Annotated in this window: 32 protein-coding genes; 9 read left to right on the forward strand and 23 right to left on the reverse strand. The window is 72.1% G+C overall.

Features of this window, described 5'->3' with window-relative positions:
• Window positions 1-96 precede the first annotated feature (96 nt).
• Window positions 97-246 (forward strand): hypothetical protein, encoded by a 150-nt coding sequence (locus JYK04_RS20315; protein ID WP_189734911.1) that lies wholly within the window; start codon window positions 97-99, stop codon window positions 244-246.
• Window positions 247-408: 162 nt separating this feature from the next.
• On the forward strand, window positions 409-876 hold the full coding sequence (locus JYK04_RS20320; RefSeq protein WP_189734909.1) for a hypothetical protein: 468 nt from the start codon (window positions 409-411) through the stop codon (window positions 874-876).
• 196 nt (window positions 877-1,072) lie between these two features.
• Here JYK04_RS20320 and JYK04_RS20325 read toward each other — a convergent pair whose 3' ends face one another.
• Entirely contained in the window at window positions 1,073-1,630 is a 558-nt protein-coding gene (locus tag JYK04_RS20325; protein WP_189734908.1) for a TetR/AcrR family transcriptional regulator, read from the reverse strand.
• A gap of 96 nt (window positions 1,631-1,726) precedes the next feature.
• Here JYK04_RS20325 and JYK04_RS20330 point away from each other — a divergent pair, with 96 nt between their 5' ends.
• Both JYK04_RS20330 and JYK04_RS20335 read left to right on the forward strand, forming a co-directional pair.
• Entirely contained in the window at window positions 1,727-2,314 is a 588-nt protein-coding gene (locus JYK04_RS20330) for a DUF2867 domain-containing protein (protein WP_189734906.1), read from the forward strand.
• Between the two features lie 300 nt (window positions 2,315-2,614).
• On the forward strand, window positions 2,615-3,136 hold the full coding sequence (locus JYK04_RS20335) for a hypothetical protein (RefSeq protein ID WP_189734905.1): 522 nt from the start codon (window positions 2,615-2,617) through the stop codon (window positions 3,134-3,136).
• 9 nt (window positions 3,137-3,145) lie between these two features.
• Here the strand turns inward: JYK04_RS20335 and JYK04_RS20340 are convergent, their stop codons facing one another.
• Window positions 3,146-3,907, reverse strand: coding sequence for a phosphoglyceromutase (locus JYK04_RS20340; RefSeq protein WP_030728436.1), 762 nt, complete (start codon window positions 3,905-3,907; stop codon window positions 3,146-3,148).
• A gap of 153 nt (window positions 3,908-4,060) precedes the next feature.
• Here JYK04_RS20340 and JYK04_RS20345 point away from each other — a divergent pair, with 153 nt between their 5' ends.
• Entirely contained in the window at window positions 4,061-5,359 is a 1,299-nt protein-coding gene (locus tag JYK04_RS20345; protein WP_189734903.1) for an MDR family MFS transporter, read from the forward strand.
• Window positions 5,360-5,364: 5 nt separating this feature from the next.
• Here the strand turns inward: JYK04_RS20345 and JYK04_RS20350 are convergent, their stop codons facing one another.
• The 3 genes from JYK04_RS20350 to mshA form a co-directional block, all read right to left on the reverse strand.
• Window positions 5,365-6,198, reverse strand: coding sequence for a DUF4396 domain-containing protein (locus JYK04_RS20350; RefSeq protein ID WP_189734901.1), 834 nt, complete (start codon window positions 6,196-6,198; stop codon window positions 5,365-5,367).
• Window positions 6,199-6,271: 73 nt separating this feature from the next.
• Complete coding sequence (locus tag JYK04_RS20355; protein WP_189734899.1) at window positions 6,272-6,790, reverse strand: type III secretion system chaperone family protein; 519 nt, start codon at window positions 6,788-6,790, stop codon at window positions 6,272-6,274.
• A complete protein-coding gene (gene mshA / locus JYK04_RS20360; protein ID WP_189734897.1) occupies window positions 6,783-8,153 on the reverse strand; it encodes a D-inositol-3-phosphate glycosyltransferase in 1,371 nt (456 codons plus the stop codon). The genes JYK04_RS20355 and mshA overlap by 8 nt, the downstream gene beginning before the upstream one ends.
• Before the next feature lie 230 nt (window positions 8,154-8,383).
• Between mshA and JYK04_RS20365 the strand changes: the two genes are divergently transcribed.
• The 3 genes from JYK04_RS20365 (at window position 8,384) to JYK04_RS20375 (ending at window position 12,313) form a co-directional block, all read left to right on the forward strand.
• Entirely contained in the window at window positions 8,384-9,205 is an 822-nt protein-coding gene (locus JYK04_RS20365) for a class I SAM-dependent methyltransferase (RefSeq protein WP_189734895.1), read from the forward strand.
• A 262-nt stretch (window positions 9,206-9,467) separates the two neighbouring features.
• Window positions 9,468-10,517, forward strand: a complete 1,050-nt coding sequence (locus tag JYK04_RS20370) for a C40 family peptidase (protein WP_229875074.1) — start codon at window positions 9,468-9,470, stop codon at window positions 10,515-10,517.
• Window positions 10,518-10,960: 443 nt separating this feature from the next.
• Entirely contained in the window at window positions 10,961-12,313 is a 1,353-nt protein-coding gene (locus JYK04_RS20375) for a PP2C family protein-serine/threonine phosphatase (protein ID WP_189734891.1), read from the forward strand.
• A 43-nt stretch (window positions 12,314-12,356) separates the two neighbouring features.
• On the opposite strand, the gene JYK04_RS20380 is transcribed toward JYK04_RS20375, so the two are convergent.
• The 8 genes from JYK04_RS20380 to JYK04_RS20415 form a co-directional block, all read right to left on the reverse strand.
• Entirely contained in the window at window positions 12,357-12,695 is a 339-nt protein-coding gene (locus JYK04_RS20380) for a DUF2516 family protein (protein ID WP_189734889.1), read from the reverse strand.
• Window positions 12,696-12,836: 141 nt separating this feature from the next.
• Window positions 12,837-13,376: a hypothetical protein gene (locus JYK04_RS20385; RefSeq protein WP_189734887.1), complete on the reverse strand. Its 540-nt coding sequence runs from the start codon at window positions 13,374-13,376 to the stop codon at window positions 12,837-12,839.
• A 23-nt stretch (window positions 13,377-13,399) separates the two neighbouring features.
• The gene (locus JYK04_RS20390; protein WP_189734885.1) at window positions 13,400-13,783 is read right to left on the reverse strand and encodes a helix-turn-helix domain-containing protein; all 384 of its coding nucleotides are present in this window, start codon (window positions 13,781-13,783) and stop codon (window positions 13,400-13,402) included.
• Window positions 13,784-13,865: 82 nt separating this feature from the next.
• Window positions 13,866-14,459 carry a hypothetical protein gene (locus JYK04_RS20395; protein WP_189734884.1) on the reverse strand — a complete coding sequence of 198 codons (594 nt, stop codon included), beginning with the start codon at window positions 14,457-14,459 and terminating at the stop codon, window positions 13,866-13,868.
• 56 nt (window positions 14,460-14,515) lie between these two features.
• Window positions 14,516-14,956 carry a hypothetical protein gene (locus tag JYK04_RS20400; RefSeq protein ID WP_189734882.1) on the reverse strand — a complete coding sequence of 147 codons (441 nt, stop codon included), beginning with the start codon at window positions 14,954-14,956 and terminating at the stop codon, window positions 14,516-14,518.
• Between the two features lie 20 nt (window positions 14,957-14,976).
• Window positions 14,977-15,738: a putative protein N(5)-glutamine methyltransferase gene (locus JYK04_RS20405; protein ID WP_229875072.1), complete on the reverse strand. Its 762-nt coding sequence runs from the start codon at window positions 15,736-15,738 to the stop codon at window positions 14,977-14,979.
• 78 nt (window positions 15,739-15,816) lie between these two features.
• On the reverse strand, window positions 15,817-17,061 hold the full coding sequence (locus tag JYK04_RS20410) for a GNAT family N-acetyltransferase (RefSeq protein ID WP_189734879.1): 1,245 nt from the start codon (window positions 17,059-17,061) through the stop codon (window positions 15,817-15,819).
• Between the two features lie 46 nt (window positions 17,062-17,107).
• Window positions 17,108-17,683 carry an RsiG family protein gene (locus JYK04_RS20415; RefSeq protein WP_189734877.1) on the reverse strand — a complete coding sequence of 192 codons (576 nt, stop codon included), beginning with the start codon at window positions 17,681-17,683 and terminating at the stop codon, window positions 17,108-17,110.
• 136 nt (window positions 17,684-17,819) lie between these two features.
• Between JYK04_RS20415 and dtd the strand changes: the two genes are divergently transcribed.
• Complete coding sequence (gene dtd / locus JYK04_RS20420; RefSeq protein WP_030011201.1) at window positions 17,820-18,245, forward strand: D-aminoacyl-tRNA deacylase; 426 nt, start codon at window positions 17,820-17,822, stop codon at window positions 18,243-18,245.
• Between the two features lie 5 nt (window positions 18,246-18,250).
• Here the strand turns inward: dtd and ygfZ are convergent, their stop codons facing one another.
• From ygfZ to JYK04_RS42410, 10 genes are all read right to left on the reverse strand, one after another.
• Window positions 18,251-19,225, reverse strand: a complete 975-nt coding sequence (ygfZ, locus tag JYK04_RS20425) for a CAF17-like 4Fe-4S cluster assembly/insertion protein YgfZ (RefSeq protein WP_189734875.1) — start codon at window positions 19,223-19,225, stop codon at window positions 18,251-18,253.
• Window positions 19,226-19,246: 21 nt separating this feature from the next.
• Complete coding sequence (locus tag JYK04_RS20430) at window positions 19,247-19,702, reverse strand: Fur family transcriptional regulator (RefSeq protein ID WP_229875071.1); 456 nt, start codon at window positions 19,700-19,702, stop codon at window positions 19,247-19,249.
• 93 nt (window positions 19,703-19,795) lie between these two features.
• Complete coding sequence (locus JYK04_RS20435) at window positions 19,796-20,368, reverse strand: heme-binding beta-barrel domain-containing protein (protein ID WP_030011198.1); 573 nt, start codon at window positions 20,366-20,368, stop codon at window positions 19,796-19,798.
• Window positions 20,369-20,663: 295 nt separating this feature from the next.
• A complete protein-coding gene (locus JYK04_RS20440; protein ID WP_229875070.1) occupies window positions 20,664-21,674 on the reverse strand; it encodes a hypothetical protein in 1,011 nt (336 codons plus the stop codon).
• On the reverse strand, window positions 21,671-22,570 hold the full coding sequence (locus tag JYK04_RS20445) for a hypothetical protein (protein WP_229875069.1): 900 nt from the start codon (window positions 22,568-22,570) through the stop codon (window positions 21,671-21,673). The genes JYK04_RS20440 and JYK04_RS20445 overlap by 4 nt, the downstream gene beginning before the upstream one ends.
• Window positions 22,567-23,355 carry a hypothetical protein gene (locus tag JYK04_RS20450; RefSeq protein ID WP_229875068.1) on the reverse strand — a complete coding sequence of 263 codons (789 nt, stop codon included), beginning with the start codon at window positions 23,353-23,355 and terminating at the stop codon, window positions 22,567-22,569. The genes JYK04_RS20445 and JYK04_RS20450 overlap by 4 nt, the downstream gene beginning before the upstream one ends.
• Before the next feature lie 113 nt (window positions 23,356-23,468).
• Complete coding sequence (locus JYK04_RS20455) at window positions 23,469-23,732, reverse strand: DUF3099 domain-containing protein (RefSeq protein ID WP_030011782.1); 264 nt, start codon at window positions 23,730-23,732, stop codon at window positions 23,469-23,471.
• 167 nt (window positions 23,733-23,899) lie between these two features.
• Complete coding sequence (locus tag JYK04_RS20460) at window positions 23,900-24,190, reverse strand: DUF1416 domain-containing protein (RefSeq protein ID WP_030030422.1); 291 nt, start codon at window positions 24,188-24,190, stop codon at window positions 23,900-23,902.
• 65 nt (window positions 24,191-24,255) lie between these two features.
• The gene (locus JYK04_RS20465; protein ID WP_189734873.1) at window positions 24,256-25,101 is read right to left on the reverse strand and encodes a sulfurtransferase; all 846 of its coding nucleotides are present in this window, start codon (window positions 25,099-25,101) and stop codon (window positions 24,256-24,258) included.
• Between the two features lie 184 nt (window positions 25,102-25,285).
• Complete coding sequence (locus JYK04_RS42410) at window positions 25,286-25,375, reverse strand: Ms5788A family Cys-rich leader peptide (RefSeq protein WP_350875872.1); 90 nt, start codon at window positions 25,373-25,375, stop codon at window positions 25,286-25,288.
• Between the last annotated feature and the right edge of the window lie 85 nt (window positions 25,376-25,460).

The raw sequence follows: 25,460 nt of genomic DNA on the forward strand, positions 1-25,460 counted from the left end.
TGACGCGCCGGTACCGCTGGGCATGAATGAGGGCGAGGGCGGTCGTCGTACGAAGTCCCGTATGCCGCGGGGCACCGCCTTCTCCGAGGAGGAACCATGCCCGATTCCCCCGTCCCCATCACCCCCGAGCAGGAGCAGGCGCCGAAGCCGGAGCCGCTGCGGCTACCGCTGCTCGCGGCCTGCGGGTGCGGCTCCGGCTGCGGCTGCGGCTGCCAGTCCGGTGCCCCCTGCCAGTGCGGCGGCTGACGCCTCCGCCGGCTCCACGCGCACGACGGGCCCCGTCCGAGTTCCCTCGGTCGGGGCCTTTCGCGTGCGTACGCGCGGAACCGTCGCGTGCATCTGCCCGTCCTAGATTCTGAACGTGTTCGAATCGATCTTGGGGGCAGCGTGCCGCGGAAAACGAAATGGATGATCGCCCTGGCGGTCCTCTTCGTGGCCGTGGTGGAGGTGCCCGCCCTGGTCTGGTTCTGCGGGCTCCTCTACGCGATCGACCACGCGGGCGAAACGGAGACGCGCGCCACGGGGTGCGGGAGGGCCATGACGGCGGTCGGCTGGAAGCTGCCGCCCCGCGCGGAGCGCCAGGAATGCCTGGAGATCGACGACGCGGCCTGGCCCAGCCAGTGGTCGGGAACGTTCCGCATGCCCCGCTCCGAGGTCGCGGCCTGGATCGACTCCCACCCCGCACCGCGCTACCGGAACGCGCCGACCGCCGCCGGCTACGGCCGGGCGACCGGGGACGCGTACGGGCTCCACCTCGACCTCGATCACCCGCGCTCGCCCAACTTCGGGAACGGCGGGATCGACAAGGTGACCGTCGAGGTGCTGTGGGAGGGCGCGGACAGCGCCGCCGTCACGTTCAAGACCTTCAACGACTAGGCCGTGTCCGCAAAGTAGCGCCGGCCGCCCGGAGGGCGGGCCCCGCGGCGTCTGGTGCCGTGCATCGCAAGGCGGAGGGCCGCCCGTGTACTGGACGTACTCGGGCGGCCCGACAACGCGGCGAGGTGCGGTGCCAGGCGTCGCGGGGCAGGCGGGACTTTGCGGACACGGCCTAGGTCGTCCGGCGCACCGGCGCCTACCTCAGGAGCCAGTTCCGGGTCAGCTCCATGACCTCCGCGTGCGTGCGACCGCCGTGGTCGACGTGGATGAAGTGCTCGCCGATCCGCAGCGAGTAGGCCAGCAGGCAGCGGACCTCGACGTCGTCCTCGTCGGTGCAGATGGCGCGGAACAGCGAACGCAGGTACTCCATGCGCCGGTTGTCGGTACGCCGCAGCCGCCGCGCGACGTCCTCGTCGCGCCGGGCCCAGTCACGGATCGCGAGGTCGGCCGTGGTGCCCCGGACCGGCCCGTCGGCCGTCGAGGCGATCGCGAACAGCCGCTCCAGCCTGGCCCGCGCGTCTCCCCCGCCGCTCTCGACCTGCTCGATCACGGCCTCGGCGACCTCGTGCTCCCAGGTGTCGAGCATCTCGGCCAGCAGGGCGCCCCGGCTGCCGAAGTACCCGTAGAAGCCGCCCTTGCTGACGCCGAGCGCCTGCGCCAGCGCCTCGACGCGGACCGCCTCGGGGCCGCCGGCGGCGAGCGCCCGCAGCCCTTCCTCGATCCACTTTGCGCGCGGTGTGCGGGTCGCGCCCATGCTGTGCTCCTCCTCACGCGGCCCCCATCTATACGGTGCCGTATAGATGAGTGCTAGCCTCGATCTATACGGCATCGTATAGATAGGGGCCGACCGATGAGACTCCCCAAGACCGCGCACACCTCCCGCCCCTGGCGGGTCCACGAGATCGCCGGCGACTTCCGGGTCGAGGACGTATGGGCGCTACCGACCCCGGGCGGGCCCGACGACCTCGCACGCCTGGTGCGCCAGTTCGCGGACGGCAACGGGGATCCCGTCCCCTCCCCCGTGGCGCGCGCCCTCTTCGCGATCCGCTGGAAGCTCGGCGCGCTGCTCGGCTGGGACCGGCCCGACGACGGGGTCGGCACCCGGGTCCCGACCCTGCGCGACCGCCTGCCGGCCGACCTCCGCGAGGGCGAGCGGGGCCCCGACCTGCGGGCGGTCCCCTTCACCTCCGTCTACCAGACCCACGACGAGTGGGTGGCGGAGAGCGCGAACCGGACCATGCACGGCCTGCTGCACATCGGCTGGGTCCCGGACGGGAAGGGCGGCTACCACGGCCTGATGACGGTCCTGGTGAAGCCGAACGGGCGCCTGGGCGCCCTCTACATGCTGGCCATCAAGCCCTTCCGGTACCTCGGGGTCTACCCGGCCCTGCTGCGCTCGATCGGCCGCGAATGGCGCGAGAACGGCCCCGGGGCATGAAAAACGCCTCCCGCCCGCGCCGTACGCACGGACGGGAGGCATGATCACAAAGGTAACCCCTCCGGCCGACGACACCCTGTGCGTCACCTCGGAAGAACGCCAGTGAACCGGAGGCAGGGCGTGCGTTTCCCCTGGCCCGGCTCGTTGTCCGTCGCCCTCGGAGGGCCCAGAGTTGCCCCAGTGCAAGAAGTAGTCCAGGGAGGGGGCGGGTCCGGCCGGACGGGGGGTTGGGCGGGGCTGAACGGGGGGACCGGCGGGGTGGGGAGGTAACCGGGGGAACGGGCGGGGCGTTCCCCGCGCATGAAGCTGAATCGAACCTCGCTCGTCGGCGCTCTCGCCGGCGCCGTCCTGCTCCTCGGCGGTGCGCCCGCCCAGGCCGCCGACAACCCGCTGCTCTCGCTCCTCGACAACCTCAACATCTCCGACATCTCGGAGGTCGTGCACGTGCCGGTCGAGCGCGTCCTGAACCCCAACGTCGTCCTGTCCAACGGCAACGTCGCCGCGCTCCAGGACACGGCGGAGTCCCTGCTGGCCAAGCCCGCCGCACCGGCCGCCGCACCGGCCGTCGCCCCGGCCAAGCCCGCCGCCAAGCCCGCCGCCCCCTGCCCCCCCCCCCGCCACGCGAGAGGGCCGTTACCCCGACCACGGCGGCCGTCACGCCGCCGGGTCAGCACGAGGGGCCCTGCCCGGAGTCTCCGGACAGGGCCCTGCTCCGCGCACGCGCTCCGGTCAGCCGCCGCACTGGCACGGCGCGGGCCCCGGGTGGACCCGGGGCATGAGAATGCCTCCCACCGGCGCCGCATGCGCAGGTGGGAGGCATGATCGCGCGAGTTACTTCTTCTTGCCCTGGTTCTTGACGGCCTCGATGGCGGCCGCCGCGGCGTCCGGGTCGAGGTAGGTGCCGCCCGGGTTCAGGGGCTTGAAGTCGGCGTCCAGTTCGTAGACGAGCGGGATGCCGGTCGGGATGTTCAGGCCCGTGATGTCGGCGTCGGAGATGCCGTCGAGGTGCTTGACCAGGCCGCGCAGGGAGTTGCCGTGCGCGGCGACCAGGACCGTGCGACCGGCCAGCAGGTCCGGGACGATGCCGTCGTACCAGTACGGCAGCATGCGCTCGACGACGTCCTTGAGGCACTCCGTGCGCGGGCGCAGCTCGTTCGGGATCGACGCGTAGCGCGGGTCCGCGGACTGCGAGAACTCCGTGCCGTCCTCCAGGACCGGCGGCGGGGTGTCGTACGAGCGGCGCCACAGCATGAACTGCTCCTCGCCGAACTCCGCGAGGGTCTGCGCCTTGTCCTTGCCCTGGAGCGCACCGTAGTGGCGCTCGTTCAGGCGCCAGGAGCGGTGCACCGGGATCCAGTGGCGGTCGGCGGCCTCCAGCGCGAGCTGCGCCGTGCGGATGGCGCGCTTCTGGAGGGAGGTGTGCAGCACGTCGGGCAGCAGGCCGGCGTCCTTGAGCAGCTCACCGCCCCGGACCGCCTCCTTCTCGCCCTTTTCGGTGAGGTTGACGTCCACCCAGCCGGTGAACAGGTTCTTCGCGTTCCAGTCGCTCTCGCCGTGGCGGAGGAGGATCAGCTTGTACGGTGCGTCGGCCATGCGTACGAGCCTAGTGGACGCCCGGGGGCGCTCGCGCGCGGCGCCGGGTCCCGCCGGATTGACGGTGCGCGTCAATCCGGTGGCGCCCGGAGGCCTGCCGCTCGTAATGTGCACGCCGTACGAGTGATGCTTACACCACCGGGGGGATCCCTTATGTCAGCTGCCCGTTTGGCACAGGCCGCCCGGGGGAGCGTCTCCGGGCTCCCCCGGGCCTTCTGGTGGCTCTGGACGAGCACGCTGGTGAACCGGCTCGGAGCCTTCGTCGCCACCTTCATGGCCTTGTACCTGACCCTGGACCGGGGCTACTCGGCCTCCTTCGCGGGACTCGTGGTGGCGCTCCACGGACTCGGCGGCGTCGTCTCCTCGCTCGTCGCGGGCGTGATGACCGACCGCCTCGGGCGCCGGCCCACGCTGCTGGCGGCCCAGACGTCGACCGCCTTCTCGGTGGCGCTGCTCGGGTTCATGGAGCACCCGGCTGCGATCGCGGCCGTGGCGCTGCTGGTCGGCATGACCTCGAACGCCTCCCGGCCGGCGGTCGCGGCGATGATGGCGGACATCGTCCGCCCCGAGGACCGCGTACGGGCCTTCGCGCTCAACTACTGGGCCATCAACCTCGGCTTCGCCGTCAGCGCGACGGCGGCCGGGCTGATCGCGGAGTACAGCTACCTGGCCGGCTTCCTCGGCGAGGCCGCGCTGACGCTGCTCTGCGCGGTGCTGGTCTTCGTCAAGCTGCCCGAGTCGCGGCCGGACCGGCCCGCCCGGCCCGAGGGCGCGTCGGCCGCCGCCGCCGGCGAGGAGGAGCCCGCGATCGGGCTCGGGACCGTGCTGCGGGACGGGCGGTTCATGGGCGTGGTCGGGCTGTCGTTCCTGATCTCGCTGATCTTCACGCAGGGCTCGGTCGGCCTGCCGGTCGCGATGGGCTCCGCGGGCTTCTCGCCCAGGGACTACGGGCTGGTCATCGCCGTGAACGGGCTGCTGATCGTGCTGCTGCAGATCCCGGTCACGGCGTTCATCGAGCGGCGCGACCCGCAGAAGCTGCTGGTGGTCTCGGCGCTGCTGGCCGGGTACGGGTTCGCACTGACGGCCTTCGCCGGACCGGTGTGGGCGTACGCGCTGACGGTCTGCGTGTGGACGCTGGCCGAGATCGTGAACTCGCCGACCCAGATGAGCCTGGTCGTACGGCTCTCGCCGGTCCACGGGCGCGGCCGCTACCAGGGTGTCTACAACCTGTCCTGGGCGGTGGCCGCGCTGGTGGCGCCGCTGATGGCGGGCTTCCTGATCGACCGGTACGGGGCCGACTGGCTGTGGGGGGCCACCGGTGTCCTCGGCACGGTCGCGGCGGCCGGCTACTGGCTGCTGATGCGGGGTCTGTCCGAGGGCGACGCGGGTACGGGCACGCCCGTGGCCGGTGGTGCTCCCGCACCGGCGGCCGAGCCGCTGCCCGCGGGCTGACCGCGTCAGGCCAGGTGGCCGAAGATCGCGGCCAGCAGGACCCCGGCCGCGAGGAGGAGGACCGTCAGCACCGCCATGGCCGTCTTCTGCTCCGCCGTCACCTCCGCCTCCGGCACGGCCGTGCCGGAGGCACCCGCGTGGGCGGCGGCCGGGAGCGGCTCGCCGCCCTCGCCCAGCGCCCGTACCGTCCCCATCCCGTGCTTGAGGTGGTTGGCGACCAGCCACACGTTGACCGGGTACGCGAAGGCCAGGCCGGCCAGCACCGCCAGCGAGAAGGTCGCCCAGAAGCGCACGTCGCCGACGTCCCGCGCCCCCGGCACCTGGCTGCGCACGATCACGTTCACCGCGACCATGGCGCCCATCACGCAGTTCATCGAGAGCCACTCGGCGTACACCGTCGAGCGGACGGCCCGCACGTAGCTGCCGCCGAGCATGTCGCGCATGAACAGGGCCTGGAAGACCAGCAGCCCGAAGCCGAAGCCCACCGCGTACTCGAACAGGGCGTCGGCCCACGGCGGGAGGCCGAGCAGCGAGGCGACGACGGCCGCGACCATGATGCCGGTCGCGTCGCCGGCCACGCAGTGGATGGTCGAGCCGAGCGCCTGCTTCCACAGCGGCGCCACGAACCGCTCGTGGGTCCCCGGACGCGGCTCCTTGCAGGACAGCACGTAGAGCGCGGCGCCCACCGGGCCGATGTAGAGGGTCACCAGCACCCAGCCCCACTTCATCACCGTGAGCTCGGGGTTCTTGGTGAACGCGTCGTGGGCGACGTAGCCGGTGGACAGGAGGGCCAGGGCGAACCAGGTGTACATGAGTGCTTCGGCTGTGGTCCCGCTCATCCCGTCACGGTGCGGGCGTCCGGGCCCGGCCGGGCGGGCCGACACGCCTTCCCGCGCCGTTCGGTGCCGCGTGTCAGCCGATCGGAGTGCCGGGGCCGGCCGGTTCGCCCTGCGGGCGCGTCAGGTGCTTGAACGCGTCGAGGTTGAAGGTCGGCTCGCCGCGCGAGACCCGCCACTCGTACTCGCGCCGGATCGCGCTCGCGAAGCCCAGCTCCAGCAGCGTGTTGAAGGAGCCGTCCGCGGCCTCCAGGACCGTGCCGAGCAGCCGGTCCAGCTCCTCCGGGTCGACGACCGACAGCGGGAGCCGGGCCGTCAGGTAGATGTCGCCGAGGCGGTCCACCGCGTACGCCATGCCGTACAGCTTGAGGTTGCGCTCCAGCAGCCAGCGGTGGACGCCCGCCTCGTTCTCGTCGGGGTGCCGGATCACGAAGGCGTTGACCGACAGCGAGTGCCGGCCGACCTTCAGCGAGCAGGTGGTGCTCAGCTTGCGGGTGCCGGGGAGCTGGACGACGTAGGACCCCGGCTCGGGGCTCTCCCAGCTCAGCTCCGCGGCGGTGAGCGCGCTCTCGATGATCTCGGCGGTGTCAGCCATGGTGGGAGCGTACGCGACGGCGGTGATCATGCATGGCCGCGGTGTAGACGTCGGCCGTGCCGCCGGCCGCGGTGTCCCAGCCGAAGAACTGCGCGTGCCGCGCCGCCTGGGCGCCCATCCGGTCCGCGAGCGCCGGCTCGTCCACGAAGCGCCGCAGCTCGCGCGCGTAGTCCACCGGGTCGTGCCCGGGTACGAGGATCCCCGTGACCCCGTCGTTGACGGCGACGGGCAGCCCGCCGACCTCGGCGGCGAGCACCGGCGTGCCGGCGGCCTGTGCCTCTATCGCGACGAGCCCGAAGGACTCGCTGTAGGAGGGCATGACCAGCACGGACGCCGCCCGGAACCAGTCCGCGAGGCCGTCCTGGGCGACCGGCGGGTGGAAGTGCACGAGGTCGGCGATGCCGAGCTTCGCGGCGAGCTTGTGCAGGCCTTCCGGCTTGGCGAGGCCGCTGCCGCTGGGCCCGCCGACGACGGGTACGAAGAGGCGGCGGCGCAGCGAGGGGTCCCGGTCGACCATGACGGCGACGGCGCGCAGCAGGATGTCGGGGGCCTTCAGCGGCTGGATCCGCCCGGCGAAGAGGGGGATGACGGCGTCCTGCGGGAGGCCGAGGCGGGCGCGGGCGGCGGCCCGGCCGTCGCCGACGGTGAACCGGTCGAGGTTCACGCCGGGGTGGACGACGGCCACCTTGGCGGGGTCGGCCTCGTAGTGCCGGACGAGCTCGTCGGCCTCCTCGGCGGTGTTCGCGATGAGCCGGTCGGCGGCGGCCACGATCTGGGTCTCGCCTATGACGCGGGCGGCGGGCTCGGGGGTGTCCCCCTCGGCCAGTGCCGCGTTCTTGACCTTCGCCATGGTGTGCATGGCGTGCACGAGCGGGACGCCCCAGCGTTCGGCGGCGAGCCAGCCCACGTGGCCGGAAAGCCAGTAGTGGGAGTGGACGAGGTCGTAGTAGCCGGGGCGGTGGCCGGCCCAGGCCTGCATGACGCCGTGGGTGAAGGCGCACAGCTGGGCGGGGAGCTCTTCCTTGGCGAGGCCTTCGTAGGGGCCCGCGTCCACGTGCCGTACGAGGACGCCGGGGGCCAGGTCGACCACGGGGGGCAGCCCGCCGGTGGTGGCCCGGGTGAAGATCTCGACCTCGATGTTGATCGCGGCGAGCCGCTTGGCCAGCTCGACGATGTAGACGTTCATGCCGCCCGCGTCGCCGGTGCCGGGCTGGTGCAGTGGTGAGGTGTGCACGCTGAGCATGGCCACGCGGCGCGGCTTGCGGTGGTGGCCGACGGCCGGAAGGCGCAGGCGGGGCGGCTCGTGGCGGGTGGCACGGGCGGCGGCGAGGCGGCCACTGAGGCGGGACACGTACTGGCTCAAAGGACCAGTCCTCTCGGCTCGGACGGCGCACGCACGACGCTCGGACGGCATGACGGACCGCATGCCGGACGGCATGACGGCGAGGGCGCGGAAGACGCCCTGCAAGGAGTGCAACCCGGATGGCCGTCCCGCGCATTCCGGGGTGTCCGGTTTTCCTGGAGGTTTCCTCGTCTTCAGTGCTGCGCAGCGGGATTTTCATGGTGTGCGGGCCCTCCGCTTACCCTCGGCTCATGGCCTCCCGCAGTACCCCGCCCTCCAGCCGCGCGCCCGGCCGCCCCGTGGGCTCGGTGACGCGCGGGACGACCAATCCGAACCGGTTGCGCCGGATGGACCGCTGGATCGCGGCCACCCACGGGGCCGCGCTGCGGCGCGCGGAGGCGCCGGTCGCCGTGGACCTGGGCTACGGGGCCGCGCCCTGGACGGCGGTCGAGCTGCTGGCGCGGCTGCGGGACGCGGCGCCGCGGGTACGGGTGGTCGGCATCGAGATCGAGCCGGCGCGGGTGGCGGGGGCGAAGCCGTACGAGCGGGAGGGGCTGAGCTTCCGGCACGGCGGTTTCGAGGTGCCGCTGGACGGCGGGGCCCGCCCGGCGCTGATCCGCGCGGCGAACGTATTGCGCCAGTACGACGAGGAGCAGGTGGCCGAGGTCTGGGCGCGGCTGTGCGGGCGGCTGGCCCCAGACGGGCTGCTGGTGGAGGGGACCTGCGACGAGATCGGGCGGCGGCACGTGTGGGTGGCGCTGGGCCCGGAGGGGGCGCGCACGGTGACGTTCGCGACCCGGCTGGGCTCCCTGGAGCGCCCCTCCGACCTGGCGGAGCGGCTGCCCAAGGCGCTGATCCACCGGAACGTTCCGGGCGAGCCGGTGCACGCGTTCCTGCGCGACTTCGACCGGGCGTGGGCGGCGGCGGCCCCGTACGCCTCGTACGGGGCGCGGCAGCGCTGGATCCGGACGGCGCGGGCGCTGGCCGGCGACTGGCCGCTGGTGGACGGGCCGCGGCGGTGGCGGCAGGGGGAACTGACCCTGCCCTGGGAAGCGTTGCGCCCGGTGGGGTGAACGCGGCCTGCGGGGGAACCGGGGGCGGGGGCGTTCCGTTGAACCGTGCGGGGGTGGGAATGGCGTCCGTTGGGGCGGACAAGATCGGATCGCCATCCACAAGGGTGTTGGAATTCATCGACACGTGGCACCATCCCGATGGCAGCGAGAAGTTACTGATGAATAGTCAGATCTGAGACCGGGTCTGACTCGGGTGCCTGGGGGGACCATGGGAGCCGCAAGGCAACGGCGAGGCGCAAGTTCTCTCGTGCTGCTGTGCACGATGGCGATACTGACGGCGCCGGGCCTCGCGACGGGCATGGCGTACGCGGCTCCGGCCGCCCCGGTGGCCCCCGCGTCTCCGGCGGCCCCGGCCGCACCCCTCCCCGAACCGGGCGGCAAGTCCCTGGAACAGGTCCGCAAGGAGATCGAGGAGCTGTACCGGCAGGCGGGCACCGCCACAGACGCCTACAACCTCGCCGAGGCCGAGACCAAGGCCCAGTCGGACAAGATCGTCGAGATCGCCAATCTCGTCGTCGCCGGCAAGGAGAAGATCACCGCCCTGAAGAACCGGGCGGGCGCCGCCGCCCGCGCCCAGTACCGCACGGGCGGGATGCCGCCGGGCGCGCAGCTGGCGCTGAGCGACGACCCGAACCACTACCTCGACGGGGCGGGCCGGCTGCGCCAGGGCGAGAAGGCCACCTCGGGCATGCTCTCCGAACTGGACCGGACCCAGGCCGACTTGCAGCGCTACGCCGAGGAGGCGAGCCAGCGCTGGGCCACCCTGGAGGCCAACCGGGTCAAGTCGGAGGAGTCCAAGAAGCAGATCGAGGAGAAGATCAAGGCCGCGGAGGAGCTGGAGAGCAAGCTGGAGGCCGAGGAGAAGGCCCGGCTGATCCAGCTGGAGCAGGAGGCCCAGTACAAGGCGCAGACGGCCTGGCTGTCGACGGGCGCGATGAAGGACGTCAACGGCGCGGCCACGGAGGCCGGCAAGCGGGCCGTGCAGTTCGCCACCGCCCAGATCGGCAAGCCGTACAAATGGGGCGCCGTGGGCCCGGCGTCCTTCGACTGCTCCGGGCTGACCTCCCAGGCCTGGCTGGCGGCGGGCCGGGGCATCCCGCGCACCTCGCAGGAGCAGCTGCGGCTGCTGCCGAAGGTGGCGGTGAAGGACATGCGCCCGGGCGACCTGATCATCTACTTCGACGACGCGACCCACGTCGGCATGTACGTCGGCGACGGCGCGATGGTCCACGCCCCGCGCCCCGGCCGGAACGTGACGCTGGCGGGCGCGGGCTCGATGCCGATCAAGGCAGTGGTCCGCCCTGACGCGTAGGCCGTCTCTTTCGGATCTTGTCGGCCGAGCCCGCGGCGTCCGGTGCCGTACATGGCAAGGCGGAGGAGCGCATCGTGTACTGGACGTACTCGGGCGCCCCGACAACACGGCCAGGTGCGGTGCCGGGCGTCGCGGGCCCGGCAAGATCCGAAAGAGACGGCCTAGCCCCTGCGGGGTCGCTCGGCGGCGGGTCCGGGGCTCGGCGGCGCCGGGGCGGCGGATCGTGTGACGCAGGCAACCCGGCGGGGCTCGGACACGTCTCGCTGAACGGGACGGAACGCGGCCCCGCCGTGACCTTTGTCATCCAGTGAGGCCGATTTTCCCCCGCGATAACCGCATATGACGGAGGCCCTCACCGAGGACGGCATTCCGTTTGCCGGGCCGGGACCGCTAGGGTCTGCCGGACGAGCGCACCCTCGGGGGGAGGGAAGGAACCGGAGACGATGCCCGTACCCGTACCGCGGCAGAGGGACACCTCGGCCACGGAGAGCGGTCAGGCCGTTCTGCTGACCGCCGCCCCGGCCACAGCCGCCACGGGCGTCGCGCAAGCGACCCCTCAAGCGACCCCCCACACGACCCCGCTGACCCTCCTGGTCATCGAGGACGACCCGGCCGGCGGCCTCACCGTCCCCGAGATCCTCGACGCCGACGGCCACCGCATCCGGCTCCGCACCGCCCGCAACCTCACCGAGGCCGAGCGGCTTCTCACCCCCGACGTGCACTGCATCCTGCTCGACCTGTCCCTCCCGGACGCCAGCGCCCGTACGCCGGGAGCGGCGGCCAACGGCTCGGCCAACGGGACCGCCACCGCCACGGCCGTGGACGAGCTGGTCGCCCTCCGCCAGGTGCTGCGCCTCGCCCCGCGCCACGCCGTCCTCGTCCTCACCGGCGAGGACGACGCCGAGCGCGCCGCCGAGGCCGTACGGGTCGGCGCCCAGGACTTCCTCTTCCGGGACGAGCTGGACGGCCGGCTGCTGAGCCGCGCCATCCGCTACGCCGTGGAGAGAAAAAGGGCGGACATCGCCCAGTACAAGCTCGCAGAATCGAAACTGCGCGCCCAGGAGAACGCCCGTCTGGAACGCGGCCTGCTCCCCACGCCCCTGCTGGAGGGCTCCGACCTCCGCTTCGCCGCCCGCTACCGCCCCGGCCGCAGCCGGGCCCTGCTCGGCGGCGACTTCTACGACACCGTCCGCACCCCCGACGGCACCGTCCACGCCATGATCGGCGACGTCTGCGGCCACGGCCCCGACGAGGCCGCACTCGGCGTCGAGCTCCGCATCGCCTGGCGCGCCCTGACCCTGGCCGGCCTCTGCGGCGACGACCTGCTGTCGACCCTCCAGGAGGTCCTGGAGGTGGAGCGGCCGTGCGAGGAGATATTCGCGACGCTGTGCACGGTCGACATCGCCCCGGACGGACGCCGCGCCGGTCTGTGCCTGGCCGGCCATCCGGCCCCGCTGATCTCGCGGCCGGGCCGCCGCGCGCGGCTGCTCCCGTACGAGAACAGCGGCCCGGCCCTCGGGCTGCTGCCCCGGGCCCGCTGGCCGCGCCGCCAGGTGGAGCTCGGCGGCACCTGGAGCCTGATGCTCTACACCGACGGCCTGATCGAGGGCCACATCGGCGAGGGCAAGGAACGTCTGGGCCAGGACGGCATGGTCGACATGATCAACCGCCATCTGGACCGCGGGCTGAGCGGTGAGGGCCTGCTGGAGGCCTCCGTCACCGAGGCCCGCCGGCTCAACGGCGGCGAGCTGACCGACGACGTGGCCGTGGTCCTGCTCTCCCGCGCCGAGGGCTGAGCCCGCCGGGCCCCGGCTACGGCTTCCGGCCGCAGGGCGCCGCCTACCGTCCGCCGTTGTAGGGCCCGTACGGCCCGTCGCTGCTACTGCCGCCGCGCCGGCCGCCACCGCCCGAGACCTGCTTGAGGGCCGGGCGCACGTCGACGAAGAACACGATGGTCGCGACGAGACCGGCGATCTGCAGGAACAGCATGCCCAGGAAGAAGTCCACGGCCACGGTGACGCCGAGGATGACCAGCCAGAAGGTCTTGCTCTGCTTGTCGGCCGCCCGGTACGCGTCCTCCCGCGCCACCAGGGCGAACACGAAGGCCACGACGGCGAGCACCAGCATGACGAGCCCGAGGAACGGGATCACGCCTCGATCGAACCCTTCCATCAACATCGCTTCGACCGCCTTCTCAGCTTCTGCTTCGCACTTCCGATGCCGCCCGACTCCACGCTACCGGCACAGGCCCCTCCATGAACCACAACGGGCCGGGCACCTGAAGGGTGCCCGGCCCGCCGTCGCTCATGCGGCTGCGCTTCAGCTCGCGTCGCCCGCCGTGACCGCGGCCTTCTTGGCCGTGCTCTTGCGCGCGGTGGTCTTCTTCGCGGCGGGCTGCTCCCCGTCGGCGGCGTCGGCCACCGGCTCGGCCGTCGCCGGCTCCGCCTCGGGCTCGACGGCCACGGCGATGTCGACGATCTCGGCGGAGACCTCGCCCCGCCAGGTCCGCACGGCCTGCTCGCCGTGCACGGCGACCTTGTCGTACGTCTCCTTGGCGCGCACCGCGTACTCGGCGGCCACGCCGACACCGCGCAGCGCCAGGTCCTGGGCGGTCTCCCCGAGCTTCTTCGGGTCGATCGCGCCGAGCACCTCGGCGAACTTGGCGGTGACCGCCTCCTGCACAGCCTTCGGGTCCGTGTTCTTCACGGCCTCGATGCGCGCGGGGGCCTCTGCGCGCAGCTGCTCGATCAGGTCGGGCACCTTCTTGGCCTGCTGCACGGCCAGGTCGGCGGTGCCGGCGGCGAAGTAGAGGGGAGTGGGGTCGGTGAGGGTCTTCTTCAGGTCATCGGCGATGGCCATGTGCTGGTCCTCCCGGATCAACTTCAGTTCGTCTTCGACGGCATCTCGTCGGTGGGCACTTCGAGCGCGTTCTCCTTGCGGAACGACTCGTAGATCTGGAGCAGCACCTGCTTCTGCCGCTCGTTGATGGAGGGGTCGGCGAGTATGACGGCTCGCGTCTCCACCTCGTCCGGGTCCCGCTCGTCCAGGATCCCGGCCTGCACGTACAGCGTCTCCGCGGAGATCCGCAGCGCCTTGGCCAGCTGCTGCAGGATGTCCGCGCTCGGCTTGCGCAGCCCACGCTCGATCTGGCTCAGGTACGGATTCGACACCCCCGCCTGCTCGGCCAGCTGCCGCAGCGAAAGCTGAGCCTGCCGACGCTGCTCACGGAGGTACTCGCCGAGATTTCCGACGTTGAGCGATGCCATGCTCAGATCCTGCCCGACCTTGCTAACTATTGCAAGCGACATGCTTGCAGCATCTCCCACCCGGCGGCGGGCGGCGATCCGTTCAGTCGCCGAACTCGAGCCCGGGCCGGGTCCACAGGGTGAGGTCGCTGCTGGTGGCGACCGCCAGGGTGCGGCCGGAGGGGGAGAACCCGGCTGCGCGGAGCTCCGAGTAATCGGAGTGGAAGACGTGCCACCAGCTCCCTCCCGGCGGGCCTTCGTGGGCCCCGCCGTCGACGGAGAGGACGACGCGGTCGCGGGGCCACTCGGGGCTGACCACGTCCAGGGTCCAGCCGTCCGGTGTGGTGCGGTGCAGGCCGCCGCCGAAGAGCCCGGCGATGCGTACCGGGGCGCCGGCGATCGGGCCGAGCCCCGGGCAGGCGAGGTCCGGGTGCGCGTCGGGGGTGCTCGTGTCGAAGTCCGGGTCCCGGTCGCGGGCGATCCTCTCGCCGGTGACCGCGTCGAAGAGTCCGTGGCCGGCGCTGGACACGACCATGACGAGGTCGTGCCCACGGTCGGGGTGGACGGCGAAGCCGATCCCGAGCAGGCCCCCGATGGGCGTCCGGCGGTCCGGCACCGGCCGCCAGGGCTCCGGGGCCGGCAGCACGGGAGCGGCGACGTAGCGCTCGCGCAGCCTCTGCTGGTACTCCGTGATCAACTCGTCTCCTCGGTTCCCGAACCACGCGTACGTCTTCTTGCGCCGGACCCGCTCGCCTACGGGATCGAGAGCCGCACCTCCGGCAGGTAGCCCGTCGGAGGTCCCGGCCGCGGCAGGCTCACGCCGGGGTGCGGGCCCGGCCCGAGGGCCTCCAGGACCTCGGCGGCCGGGTACCCGAACAGGTCGACGCCGTGGAGGACCACCGGGACGGCGGACGGCCCGGCCGGTTCCGGCCCGCACCGGCCGAGGTGGACGGCCGCCAGACCGTGGCGGTCGTGGCCGGTGCGGCCGAGGCGGTCCGGGCAGTCCCCGTAGGCGAGCAGTTCCAGGCCTTCACAGCGGGCGGTGAAGGCCCAGCCCGTCCCGCAGACCCAGGTGTCCCGCACGTCCGCCAGGGTCGCGACGGCCCACCGGGCCGCCCGCCCGGACATGCCGAACCGCAGGACGCCCGCCCGGTGCGGCAGGGCCAGACCCGTGCGCGGCAGCACCTCGAACACCGCCGGGCCGCCGCGCGGCGTCAGGCCGTGCCGATGACCACCGTCGCGTACAGCTCCTCCGAGGTCACCGCCCGGACCGCGAAGCCCGCCGAGGTCAGGGCCGAGGCCGTCGACGGGGACTGGCGGGCGCTCGTCTCGATCAGCAGGTGGCCCCCCGGGGCCAGCCAGGGCAGGGCCCCCGCCGCCACCCGGCGGTGGATGTCCAGGCCGTCGGCCCCGCCGTCCAGGGAGACCAGCGGCTCGTGGTCGCGTGCCTCCGACGGCATGAGGACGATCTCCTCCGTCGGCACGTACGGGGCGTTGACCACCAGCACGTCCACCCGGCCGCGCAGCGAGGGCGGGAGCGCCGCGTACAGGTCGCCCTCCCACACCCGGCCGCCGTACGGGGCCACGTTGCGCCGCGCGTACACCAGCGCCGCCGGGTCGATGTCCGCCGCGTGCAGCTCCACGCCGCCCGGCAGTTGCGCGGCCACCGCCGCGCCCAACGCGCCGACCCCGCAGCACAGGTCCAGTACCACCGCGCCGGGCCGGGCCAGTGCCACCGCCTCCCGCACCAGGAACTCGGTGCGCCGGCGCGGCACGAAGGCCCCCGCGCCGACCTCCATGCGCAGCCCGCAGAACTCCGCCCAGCCGACGACGTGTTCCAGCGGTTCGCCGCCCACCCGGCGGGCCAGCAGCTCCGCCAGGTGGTCCGCGCCGGTGGCGGCCCCGGTCAGGAGCTCCGCCTCCTCCTCCGCGAAGACGCAGCCCGCCGCGCGCAGGGATTCCACAAGTGATGTCACAGAGATCGTTCCTCGGTCCTCGGTACTCGGTACTCGGTACTCGGTACTCGGCAATCGGTACGCAGCCCCCGAAGGCGGTCAGAAGACGTCCGGGCACCACGGGCGGCGCGCGGTGCGGAAGACCGCGTCCGCCAGCGCGGCCGCACCCGGCCGTTCCTCCGTGACCCGTCCCAGTGCGGCCAGCCGCACCGCGGACGCGTCCCCCAGGTACAAGGAGCCCAGCTCGGCCACGTCCAGCCGCAGGTCCGCCGCCTCCTCGGTCCGCTCGCACACGCCGGTGCCCGCGTCCAGCCGGTAGCGGCCGGCGGCCGGCCCCGTCCCGTCCACGACCTCCAGGACGAGCACCCCGGGCACCTCGTACGTCCGCGCGCCCAGCGCCCGTACGACGTCCAGGACCCGCACCCACAGGAAGTCGGCGGTCGTGACGACACGGGCGGCACGCGGGTCGGGCAGCAGGTTCGGGAGGAGGTCGTCGGGGGCCCGGTGGCCGGTGCGGACCTTCAGCACCCAGTCGATGGAGCACAGGAAGTGCCACAGCGCCCGCTCCGCCTGCGGGGTGAGCGCCAGCAGGTCCTGCACCTGCACGGTGTTCTGCGGGACCTTCGCGTCCGTCCAGTGGTCGTCGGCGGTGTAGACGGCCACGCCGGCCACCTCGCCCTCCGCCGTCCGGTACACGGCGTGGAACTTCTCCTTGTAGGGCCGGTGCGACATCTCCTCCAGCCCGGTCGCCAGGTTCCACCAGCGCTCGTTCCGGTTCACGGCCCCCGGCACGGCCGCCCGCACCTTGTCGTGGAGCCCGGGGCCGAACCGCCGGAACTCGGCGGCGTCCACCAGGTCGATCCGCCCGCCGTCCTCGGGCGTCGACCACCGCCGGTCCAGCCCGGCGCGCGGTACGTCGATCTCCCATTCCGTGAGGGTGGTGGCGGGCCCGAACCCGTACCGCCCGTAGATCGGGTACTCGGCGGCGATCAGCGTCGCCAGGGCGTCGCCGCGCTCCCCGGCCGCGGCGAACTCGGCGGCCATCATCCGGGTCAGCAGACCCTGGCGGCGGTGGGTGGGCAGCACGCCCACGTTGGAGACGGCGGAGACGGGGACGGCGGCCCCGCCTGGCACGGTCAACTCCTGCGCGAAGGAACGGAAGGCACCCACGCAGCGGCCGGTGTCGGAGTCGAACGCGCCCTGGGTGCGGGCGAAATCGTTGCCCTTGGCGCGCTGGGCGACATCGGAGTCGGTCACCCGGGTCGCGGTCAGGAAACCGGTGTGAACGGCGCGCAGCCAGTCGTGGAGTTCGGATTCGGCGATCGGCCGGACGTCAGCACTCATAGCGGCCCACGCTAATCGCCCGACCGGCGCGGGTCGCCCGAATTTTCTACGCCAGCAGGTCGTCCACCTGCGCCTCGCCCTCCCGGTACCGCCGGGTGATCTCCGCGGTGCAGTCGTCCACCGTGCGCTGGAGCTGCTGGCGGCGCCGCGAGACCTGCTGCTCGTAGCGCACCAGCCGCCCCATCCCGTCGTGCAGTTCGTCGTCCGTACGGGCGCCGAGGTCCGAGAGCTCCACGTCGGCCAGCATCTCCGCGGCCAGCAGCCGGTACTCCTCGCTGTGCGGGGTGCCGAGCGTGACGTGCCGGGCGGAGGCGCTGCGGCTGGAGGGGGCGTCGGCGAGGATCACCGAGAGCCGGTCCACCACCGGCGCCTCGGGGTCCGTCCGCCGGGCCAGCTCCGCCCGCAGGATGTCGATGCGGCCCTGGAGCAGTCTGCGTACGTAGCTCAGATCGGCCTCGTCGCGCTGCGCGTCACGGCGCAGCGCGCGCAGTTCCGGCAGCCCGAGCGAGGTGGCCGCGCCCGGCGGCCCCTGCGTCTCGGCCGTGCGCTGCGCGGGCGGTCGTACCGCGGCAGCTGCGACGGAAGCGGGTGATGCAGGTACGGAGGTACCAGATGTATTCATACGAACGGGTCCGTCCCCTCGACCGGTGCGGCGCACCCGCACCGCCTGCGTGCATCGTGCCACTCCCCGTGGCCCGGGTGCAGTCCCACTCCACCCGATCGGCCCCGGACGGGTGCAAGCCTGGTACACAGGTGGTATGCGAGCAGTGGTGCAGAGGGTGGACGGCGCGAGCGTCGTCGTGGGCGGCGAGACCGTGGGCGAGATCGTCGGCGAGGGATTGTGCGTGCTGGTGGGGGTGACCCACGACGACACCCCGGAGAAGGCGGAGCTGCTGGCCCGCAAACTGTGGTCCGTACGGATCCTGGAGGGCGAGAAGTCCTGCAGCGACAACGGCGCACCGCTGCTGGTGATCTCCCAGTTCACGCTCTACGGCGACGCCCGCAAGGGCCGCCGCCCCACCTGGAACGCGGCCGCTCCCGGCCCGGTGGCCGAGCCGCTGGTCGACGAGGTCGTGGCGCAGTTGCGCGCGCTGGGTGCGACGGTGGAGACGGGCCGGTTCGGCGCGGACATGCGGGTCTCGCTGACCAATCACGGCCCGTTCACCATCGTCATCGACATCTGAGGCGGTCAGGGCGCTACGACGACCTCCTGCGCGGCGGCCGTCTTCCCGGCCAGCAGCGGCGCGTCGACCGGCACGTTCCGCTTGACCAGCGCGAGCGCGATCGGACCCAGCTCGTGGTGGCGGACGGCCGTGGTCACGAAGCCCAGCTGACGGCCCTCCTCCCCGTCCGAGGCGAGTCGCACGGGGGTGCCGTGTGCCGGGAGCAGCACCTCCGAGCCGTCCAGGTGCAGGAAGACCAGGCGGCGCGGGGGCTTCCCCAGGTTGTGGACGCGGGCGACCGTCTCCTGGCCGCGGTAGCAGCCCTTCTGCAGGTGCACGGCGGTGCCGATCCAGCCCAGCTCGTGCGGGATGGTGCGGTGGTCGGTCTCCTGGCCGAGCCGCGGCCGGTGCGCCTCGACGCGCAGGGCCTCGTACGCGAGCAGGCCCGCGGCCGGGCCGTGCCCGGCGGCGAAGGACTCCAGCTCGCCGCGGGGCAGGAAGACGTCCCGGCCGTACGCGGTCTCCCGGACGATGTGCTCCTTGTCCCGGGTGACCTCGGCGATGGAGCCGGCCGGCAGGTGCACGACCGCGAACTCCTCGGTGCGGTCGGCTACTTCGACGCGGTAGAAGAACTTCATGGACTCCAGGTAGGCGATCAGCTCGCCCTGGGTGCCCGGCTCCACGTGCGCCCACGTGGTCTCGCCGTCGTCGACGAGGTAGAGCGCGTGCTCGATGTGCCCGTTCGCGGAGAGGATCAGCGCCTCGGTGGCCTGCCCGGCCGGCAGCTCGGTGAGGTGCTGGGTGAGCAGCAGGTGCAGCCAGCTCAGGCGCTCCGGCCCGCTGACGGTGACGACTCCGCGGTGCGAGAGGTCGACGAAGCCGCGCCCCTCCGCGAGGGCGCGCTGTTCGCCGTACAGCTCGCCGTAGTGGGCGGCGACGCCCTCGTCACGGCCTTCGGCCGGTACGGCGCCGGGGAGATGGAGCAAGGGGCTGCTGGTCATGGGACCAAGCGTACGACCCTGCTACGGCTGAGCGGCACGCTGCTTGGCAGCGCACTTGCGGCACAGACCGAAGATCGCGAAGTGCTTCATGTCGGTCTCGAAGCCGAAGGCGGTACGGAGCTTCGCCGTGAACTCGGCGGCGATGTCCACGTCCGCCTCGATGACCTCGCCGCAGTCCCGGCAGACCAGGTGGATGTGGTGGTGCCGGTCGGCGAGGTGGTAGGTGGGGGCCCCGTGCCCCAGGTGGGCGTGCGAGACCAGCTTGAGCTCCTCCAGGAGCTCCAGGGTGCGGTAGACGGTGGAGATGTTGACCCCGGAGGCGGTCTTGCGCACCTCGACGAGGATCTCGTCCGGCGTGGCGTGCTCCAGGGAGTCGACCGCTTCGAGCACGAGCTGGCGCTGCGGTGTCAGCCGGTATCCGCGCTGCCGCAGGTCGCTCTTCCAGTCAGAGCTTTCGGTGTCCACGCCGCTCCCCACCCGGCCAGTGTATGCGCGCGAAGGGGACCGCGGGCGATCCCGCGGTCCCCTTTCGCACAGCCTTGCGTACAGCGCCGTGTACAGCCGGTGGGCTCAGCGGAAGAAGGCGATGCCGTCGTCCGGCATGTCCGGGAGGTTGCGCGCCATCTCGGCGACCTCCTCGGGCGTGACGACCTTCTTCAGCTGGGCCGACATGTACGGGCGCAGCTCGACGTCCGGGGTGGCCTTCTCGCCGACCCACATGAGGTCGCTCTTGACGTAGCCGTAGAGCCGCTTGCCGCCGCTGTACGGACCGGAGGCCGCGGTGCGGGCGACCGCGTCGGTCACGAGGTCGATCTGGGGCTTCTGGTCGGCGAGCTCGCCGTACCAGACCTCGACGACGCCCTGGTCACGGACCATGACGATCTCGACCTTGCGGTCCTTGTCGATGCGCCAGTAGCCCGACTCGGACTCCAGCGGGCGCACCTTCTTGCCCTCGGCGTCGAGGACCCAGGTGTGGGAGGTGTACTCCAGGAAGTCCCGGCCGTCGTGGCTGAAGACGACTTCCTGGCCGAAGTTGCACTTCTCCTCGCCGGGGAAGTCGAAGACTCCCGCACCCTCCCAGTTGCCGAGGAGGAAGGCGAGGGGGACGAGGCCCGGGTTCAGGTCGGACGGGATCTGGATCATGAATGGCTGCTCAGGCGATCTGTCGGAGGGGTTCCGGGGCGGTCTGCTGGGCGGACGCTCAGCGCTGACCCTGGTACAGCTTCTTGACGGCCAGGCCGGTGAAGGCCATGACGCCGACGCAGACCAGGACCAGCAGGGAGGTGAAGACTGCCTCAAGCACGGGGTGCTCCTCGGAATTCGTTCGGGGGGTACGGGCCGGTTCCCAAGCCTACTGTCCCGGGGCCGGGCGCACGGTGTGAGGTGGCCCGTAGCCCCGGGCCGGCCGGGGGCTCGGCCCGGGGGCCGGCCCGGCGGGTCAGCTCAGCAGCTGGCTCTGCAGGATCACCGACTGGTGGAAGGTGACGGGGGCCACCTCGCCCTTGCGGGTCTGGATGACCATGCCCAGGACATCACCCGTCCGGAGGCACCCGATCTTGGTCTGCTCGTCCCCGAGGACGGGCTTCACTTCCTGGTAGATGCTGAGTTCGGTGCCGTCGAAGTTGGCCGCCCCCGGGAAGTCCAGCGTGGTGCTGTTCATCTGGGTGTTCTTGGCCTTGCTCCAGACGTCGTCCAGGTCCAGGGCCGAGACACCGTTCAGCTGGGCGTTGCTGTCGCAGCCCTTGAACGCGTCCACGAAGCCCGAGGAGTGGAAGCGCAGCAGGTACACGTGCGTCCGCGTGCCGTCCGCCGTCGTCCAGCCCCGACCGGTGATCTGCCGCAGCCCGTCCCATTCGAGGGACTGCTTCAGCTTCTCGCGGGCCTCGGGCGTGTACTCCTCCAGGAAGGCGTCGGGCGACACCGCCCCGTCCTTGTCCACCTTGACCGTGTCGTCGGCCTTGGCGCCCAGGGGAGCGGGCAGCAGCAGGCCGTTGAGCTGCGCGTAGTGCGTCCCGTCCTTGTTGTCCGGACCCTGGGGCACCGGGGCGCCGGCGGGCAGCGCGGGCCGGGACAGCTCCGGGAACGTCCAGCGGCCGTCGTCCTCGGTGGACAGGCCCGGGACGTCAGTGCGCTCGGGCACCGTGATCCCGTACGCGACCCCCGTACCGACGGCGGCGAAGACGGCGACGGCTGCGGTCCAGCGCAGGGCGGCGAACAGGGCCCGCCGGTCCTTGGGCGGGGCGGGCGCGGCCGCCCAGGGGTTGGCCTCGGTCACGGCCTCGGGCGCGGGCTCGGCCCAGGGGTTGGCCCCGGTCACGGCTCCGGGGGCAGCCGCGGGCGCGGCCTCGGGGGCGGCGGTGGCCTCGGGGGCCTGCGGGGCGGGCGCGGGCACGGCGGCGGGCGCGGGCACAGCCTCCCCCTCGGTGCCGGTGGTGGTCTGCTCGCTCACGCGGACTCTCCGGGGGACTTGAGGTGGTCGAGTTGCTGCTTGAACAGGCCCGCGGCGTCCTTCACCGCGAATCCCTTGCTCCCGTACATGCGGAAGGTCACGAGGACGTCCCCTTCGACGGCCACGCAGTCGAGGGCGTCGATCTTCTCCTTGCCGTCCTTCCCGCCCTTGAGCGAGTCGTCCAGCCCGCACTTGGCCTGCGGATGGCCCTCGACCTGGGGCGCCTTGCCCTCGGCAGCGGTGAACTCGATGAGCTTCTTGGCGAACTCACCGAACTTGACGAGCTGCTGCGGATCGGCCTGGACGAGCCGGATCTCGGCGACCGCACCGCCGTAGCCTTCGCCGCGGGCATAGCTGCGCCCGGCCATGCCCTTGAGCTTCATGTCCGCCAGCACCTTGTCCCGCTCGGTGCGCTCGCTGCTGGAGAGGCCCGTACGGGCGTCCTTGAAGCTCTGCAGCGCCTTGTCGCTCGGGAGGTAGTAGAAGTTGCCCTCTGGGTCGAGGTCGGGGCCGGGCCAGTAGTCGGCGGGCATCGGCATCAGCTTGCCCGTCAGATCGTTGGGGGGCACGGACGGCACCGGGGCCGCCGAGCCGCCGGTCGTGTGGTTCTCGGGCACCCAGTACCGCGTCGGCGAGGTCCGGTCGGCGTCCGCGAGCGCGGCCGCGCCGGCGACACCGGCGCCCGCGAGGACGACGACGCCCACGGCCGCCGAGACCAGTGCGAGCGTCCTGCGGTTCGTCTTGCGCGCGGGCGCGGCTTCGGGCGCGGCTTCGGGCGCGGCCGCCTCGGCCGCCGCGATCACGGGCCGGGCCGCGGGCTCGGCCGCCGCGGGCGCGGGCTCGGTGTGCTGCGCGGGCTCCGGCACGGCGCCGGTTGCGTTCTGCTGCTCGCTCACAGCCGCTCCATCTGTCGCTTGGCCAGCTCGGCCAGGGTCTTCTCGTCGATCTCGCCGCGGTTGTTCGTGTACTCGATGCTCGCCACGATGTCGCCGCGGCGGATCAGGGCACGGCCCTGCCGGATCGGGTGGTAACCCGGCTCCTCATGCGCCTTGGAGTCGATCCACATGTGCCCGAAGTCCGCCGGAGCGCCCGGGAGATCCTTGCCCGTGTTGCCCGCGAAGTCCTTGTTGGGCATGTACTTCACGATGTCCGTGTAGAAGTCCTCGGCGCCGAGGCGGTCCCGGAACTGGATCAGGTTGATCTCGATGAAGTTCCGGTCGTCCTCGGCCCACCGGGCGGTGGCGAGGCGCTTGGCGTGCCGGACGACCGAGCCGACCCCCTCGGACGGCTCGAGGAAGTAGCTCGCGGAGAAGGTGTCCGGGGACACGGGTCCCGAGAAGCTGTCCTGCACGCCGCCGGGGACGTCCACCAGCTTCTTGGCCAGGTCGTCGTCCGCCTTGTGCCAGCGGTTGGCGTTGATCGAGCGCCGGCTCGTCGCGTCGTTCATGGCGGCCGGCGCCGGCTCGGCCATCTTCTGCTGGGCCAGCGGCGGCAGCGGGGTGGGCTCGCGGTGGTACTGGACCGCGTAGCCGGTGATCGTCCCGGCGAGGACGCCGAGCGCTGCCGCGCCCGCGATCAGGAGAGCCGTGCGCCCCACCCGGCGGCGCGGGACCGAAGTGTCCGACTCCGGTGCGGTCTCCCCCTCTTTCCGCGTCTCCGGGATGGTCTGTTCGTGTTCCAAAGGGGTCCCCCACAGGACTGCAGGCGCGAGTTGGTTACCCGCGCGTACCCCTTGACCCGCACCACGACGGAGCAGTTGTACGAAGGAAGATCACATTCTCGTCTCGCGAGGTTTCAATCCTCGTGACGCCGCTTTCCGTCCAGTTCGTCCCACCACTCGTCGGACTTCGGATCGCCCGAGGGGTCGTCCCACCAGCGGTCGTCCGGGCCGCGCCGGTTGGCGATCATCGCGGCGACCGGCGGGATGACCATCGCGACCACGCACATGGCCACCGCCGCCTCCACCGACAGCAGGCGCACGAAGGTCCAGGCGGAGACGAAGAGGACCAGGCATCCGCCCATGAGCAGGAAGTAGGCGCGCCGGCGCCGGGCGTACATGACTCCAGCGTAGATCCGGCGCCCCCGCGCGCAAGGGCGCGGACGGACACGGACGGACACGGACGGACACGGACGGCACGAAGGGCCGCACCCCGTTCCAGTGGCGTCCAACCCCCGGGGGTGCGGCCCTTCGGCCGTTCGATCAGGCGATCACCTGTGTGCGGTGCTCAGACCGCGATCGCCACGTCCGTCACGCCGCCGGCCTCGGCGACGACCACGGCACGGTCCGCCTGGGCACCCGGGACGAGCGCCCGCAGCGTCCAGGAGCCGGTGGCGGCGTAGAAGCGGAACTGGCCGGTCGCCGAGGTCGGGACCTCCGCGGTGAACTCGCCGGTCGAGTCCAGCAGGCGGACGTAGCCGGACACCGGCTCGCCGTCCTTGGTGACCTGGCCCTGGATGGCGGTCTCACCGGGCTTCAGCGTCGCGAGGTCGGGCCCGCCGATCTGTGCTCCACACATGTTCTCTGTCCTGTCCTAGAGAGGTCGTACTACGAGGGCGTCGCGTGCCCGGTCGTCCGTCTGGATTACTTGTTGGCGCCGAGCTCGATCGGCACGCCGACGAGCGAGCCGTACTCGGTCCACGAACCGTCGTAGTTCTTGACGTTCTCCTGGCCCAGGAGCTCGTGCAGAACGAACCACGTGAGCGCGGAGCGCTCACCGATGCGGCAGTAGGCGATGGTGTCCTTCGCCAGGTCGACCTGCTCCGCCTGGTAGAGGGCGGTCAGCTCGTCGTCCGACTTGAAGGTGCCGTCGTCGTTGGCGTTCTTCGACCACGGGATGTTGCGGGCGCTCGGCACGTGGCCGGGGCGCTGCGACTGCTCCTGCGGGAGGTGCGCCGGGGCGAGCAGCTTGCCGGAGAACTCGTCGGGCGAACGGACGTCGACCAGGTTCAGGGAGCCGATCGCGGCCACGACGTCGTCGCGGAAGGCGCGGATGGAGGTGTCCTGGGCCTTGGCCTTGTACTCGGTGGCCGGGCGGTTCGGGACGTCCTTGCCGTCGACCAGGTCGCGGGAGTCGAGCTCCCACTTCTTGCGGCCGCCGTCGAGGAGCTTCACGTCCTGGTGGCCGTAGAGCTTGAAGTACCAGTAGGCGTAGGACGCGAACCAGTTGTTGTTGCCGCCGTAGAGGACGACGGTGTCGTCGTTGGAGATGCCCTTGGCGGAGAGGAGCTTCTCGAAGCCCTCCTGGTCCACGAAGTCGCGGCGGACCGGGTCCTGGAGGTCGCTCTTCCAGTCGATCCGGACGGCGTTGGTGATGTGGTTCTTGTCGTACGCGGACGTGTCCTCGTCCACCTCGACGATGACGACATTGGCGTCGTTCAGGTGGGCCTCGACCCAGTCGGCGTCTACGAGGACGTCGCTGCGGCTCATGGTGTTCTCCTCCGGGGCAGTGTGCGGCGGGGCTGTGCTGGTAACGCGGTAACGCGTGCTGCGTGCCTGCGGGTGCGCTCGAGGTCCTGCGCGGGGAGGCGTCAGGGGATCAGGAGGCTGGTGCGGTCACGCGGGAAAGGCCGTGGGGCCGTCGTCCGGTCGATGGAGCGGATGCGCTCACAGTTCACATGGATCGACAGAGCATGGCGGCGACGCGACACAGGTCTACTGCCCGTCGCTTCGTGAGGTCCGCCTGCTGATGCTTCATAGCCATGGATCGTAGGGACGAATCAGCCGCCCTGTCACCGGCGTGTCATATAGCGAGACAGGATCGTCCGAATATTGGGATAAGAGGCCCC

Source organism: Streptomyces nojiriensis (genome assembly GCF_017639205.1).
Taxonomy (GTDB): Bacteria; Actinomycetota; Actinomycetes; order Streptomycetales; family Streptomycetaceae; genus Streptomyces; species Streptomyces nojiriensis.

Bases quoted from the DNA above. Each gene is read 5' to 3' on its own strand.
- JYK04_RS20385 (WP_189734887.1), bottom strand. From the start codon at position 13,376: ATGGCCATCGCCGATGACCTGAAGAAGACCCTCACCGACCCCACTCCC.
- JYK04_RS20315 (WP_189734911.1), top strand. From the start codon at position 97: ATGCCCGATTCCCCCGTCCCCATCACCCCCGAGCAGGAGCAGGCGCCG.
- JYK04_RS20390 (WP_189734885.1), bottom strand. From the start codon at position 13,783: ATGGCATCGCTCAACGTCGGAAATCTCGGCGAGTACCTCCGTGAGCAG.
- ygfZ (WP_189734875.1), bottom strand. From the start codon at position 19,225: ATGACCAGCAGCCCCTTGCTCCATCTCCCCGGCGCCGTACCGGCCGAA.
- JYK04_RS20345 (WP_189734903.1), top strand. From the start codon at position 4,061: ATGTCAGCTGCCCGTTTGGCACAGGCCGCCCGGGGGAGCGTCTCCGGG.
- JYK04_RS20465 (WP_189734873.1), bottom strand. From the start codon at position 25,101: ATGAGCCGCAGCGACGTCCTCGTAGACGCCGACTGGGTCGAGGCCCAC.
- JYK04_RS20380 (WP_189734889.1), bottom strand. From the start codon at position 12,695: ATGTTGATGGAAGGGTTCGATCGAGGCGTGATCCCGTTCCTCGGGCTC.
- JYK04_RS20370 (WP_229875074.1), top strand. From the start codon at position 9,468: ATGGCGATACTGACGGCGCCGGGCCTCGCGACGGGCATGGCGTACGCG.
- JYK04_RS20365 (WP_189734895.1), top strand. From the start codon at position 8,384: ATGGCCTCCCGCAGTACCCCGCCCTCCAGCCGCGCGCCCGGCCGCCCC.
- JYK04_RS20455 (WP_030011782.1), bottom strand. From the start codon at position 23,732: ATGTACGCCCGGCGCCGGCGCGCCTACTTCCTGCTCATGGGCGGATGC.
- JYK04_RS20350 (WP_189734901.1), bottom strand. From the start codon at position 6,198: ATGAGCGGGACCACAGCCGAAGCACTCATGTACACCTGGTTCGCCCTG.
- JYK04_RS20355 (WP_189734899.1), bottom strand. From the start codon at position 6,790: ATGGCTGACACCGCCGAGATCATCGAGAGCGCGCTCACCGCCGCGGAG.
- JYK04_RS20330 (WP_189734906.1), top strand. From the start codon at position 1,727: ATGAGACTCCCCAAGACCGCGCACACCTCCCGCCCCTGGCGGGTCCAC.
- JYK04_RS20325 (WP_189734908.1), bottom strand. From the start codon at position 1,630: ATGGGCGCGACCCGCACACCGCGCGCAAAGTGGATCGAGGAAGGGCTG.
- JYK04_RS20410 (WP_189734879.1), bottom strand. From the start codon at position 17,061: ATGAGTGCTGACGTCCGGCCGATCGCCGAATCCGAACTCCACGACTGG.
- JYK04_RS20460 (WP_030030422.1), bottom strand. From the start codon at position 24,190: ATGTGTGGAGCACAGATCGGCGGGCCCGACCTCGCGACGCTGAAGCCC.
- JYK04_RS42410 (WP_350875872.1), bottom strand. From the start codon at position 25,375: ATGGCTATGAAGCATCAGCAGGCGGACCTCACGAAGCGACGGGCAGTA.
- JYK04_RS20335 (WP_189734905.1), top strand. From the start codon at position 2,615: ATGAAGCTGAATCGAACCTCGCTCGTCGGCGCTCTCGCCGGCGCCGTC.
- JYK04_RS20340 (WP_030728436.1), bottom strand. From the start codon at position 3,907: ATGGCCGACGCACCGTACAAGCTGATCCTCCTCCGCCACGGCGAGAGC.
- JYK04_RS20320 (WP_189734909.1), top strand. From the start codon at position 409: ATGATCGCCCTGGCGGTCCTCTTCGTGGCCGTGGTGGAGGTGCCCGCC.
- JYK04_RS20435 (WP_030011198.1), bottom strand. From the start codon at position 20,368: ATGATCCAGATCCCGTCCGACCTGAACCCGGGCCTCGTCCCCCTCGCC.
- JYK04_RS20415 (WP_189734877.1), bottom strand. From the start codon at position 17,683: ATGAATACATCTGGTACCTCCGTACCTGCATCACCCGCTTCCGTCGCA.
- JYK04_RS20375 (WP_189734891.1), top strand. From the start codon at position 10,961: ATGCCCGTACCCGTACCGCGGCAGAGGGACACCTCGGCCACGGAGAGC.
- dtd (WP_030011201.1), top strand. From the start codon at position 17,820: ATGCGAGCAGTGGTGCAGAGGGTGGACGGCGCGAGCGTCGTCGTGGGC.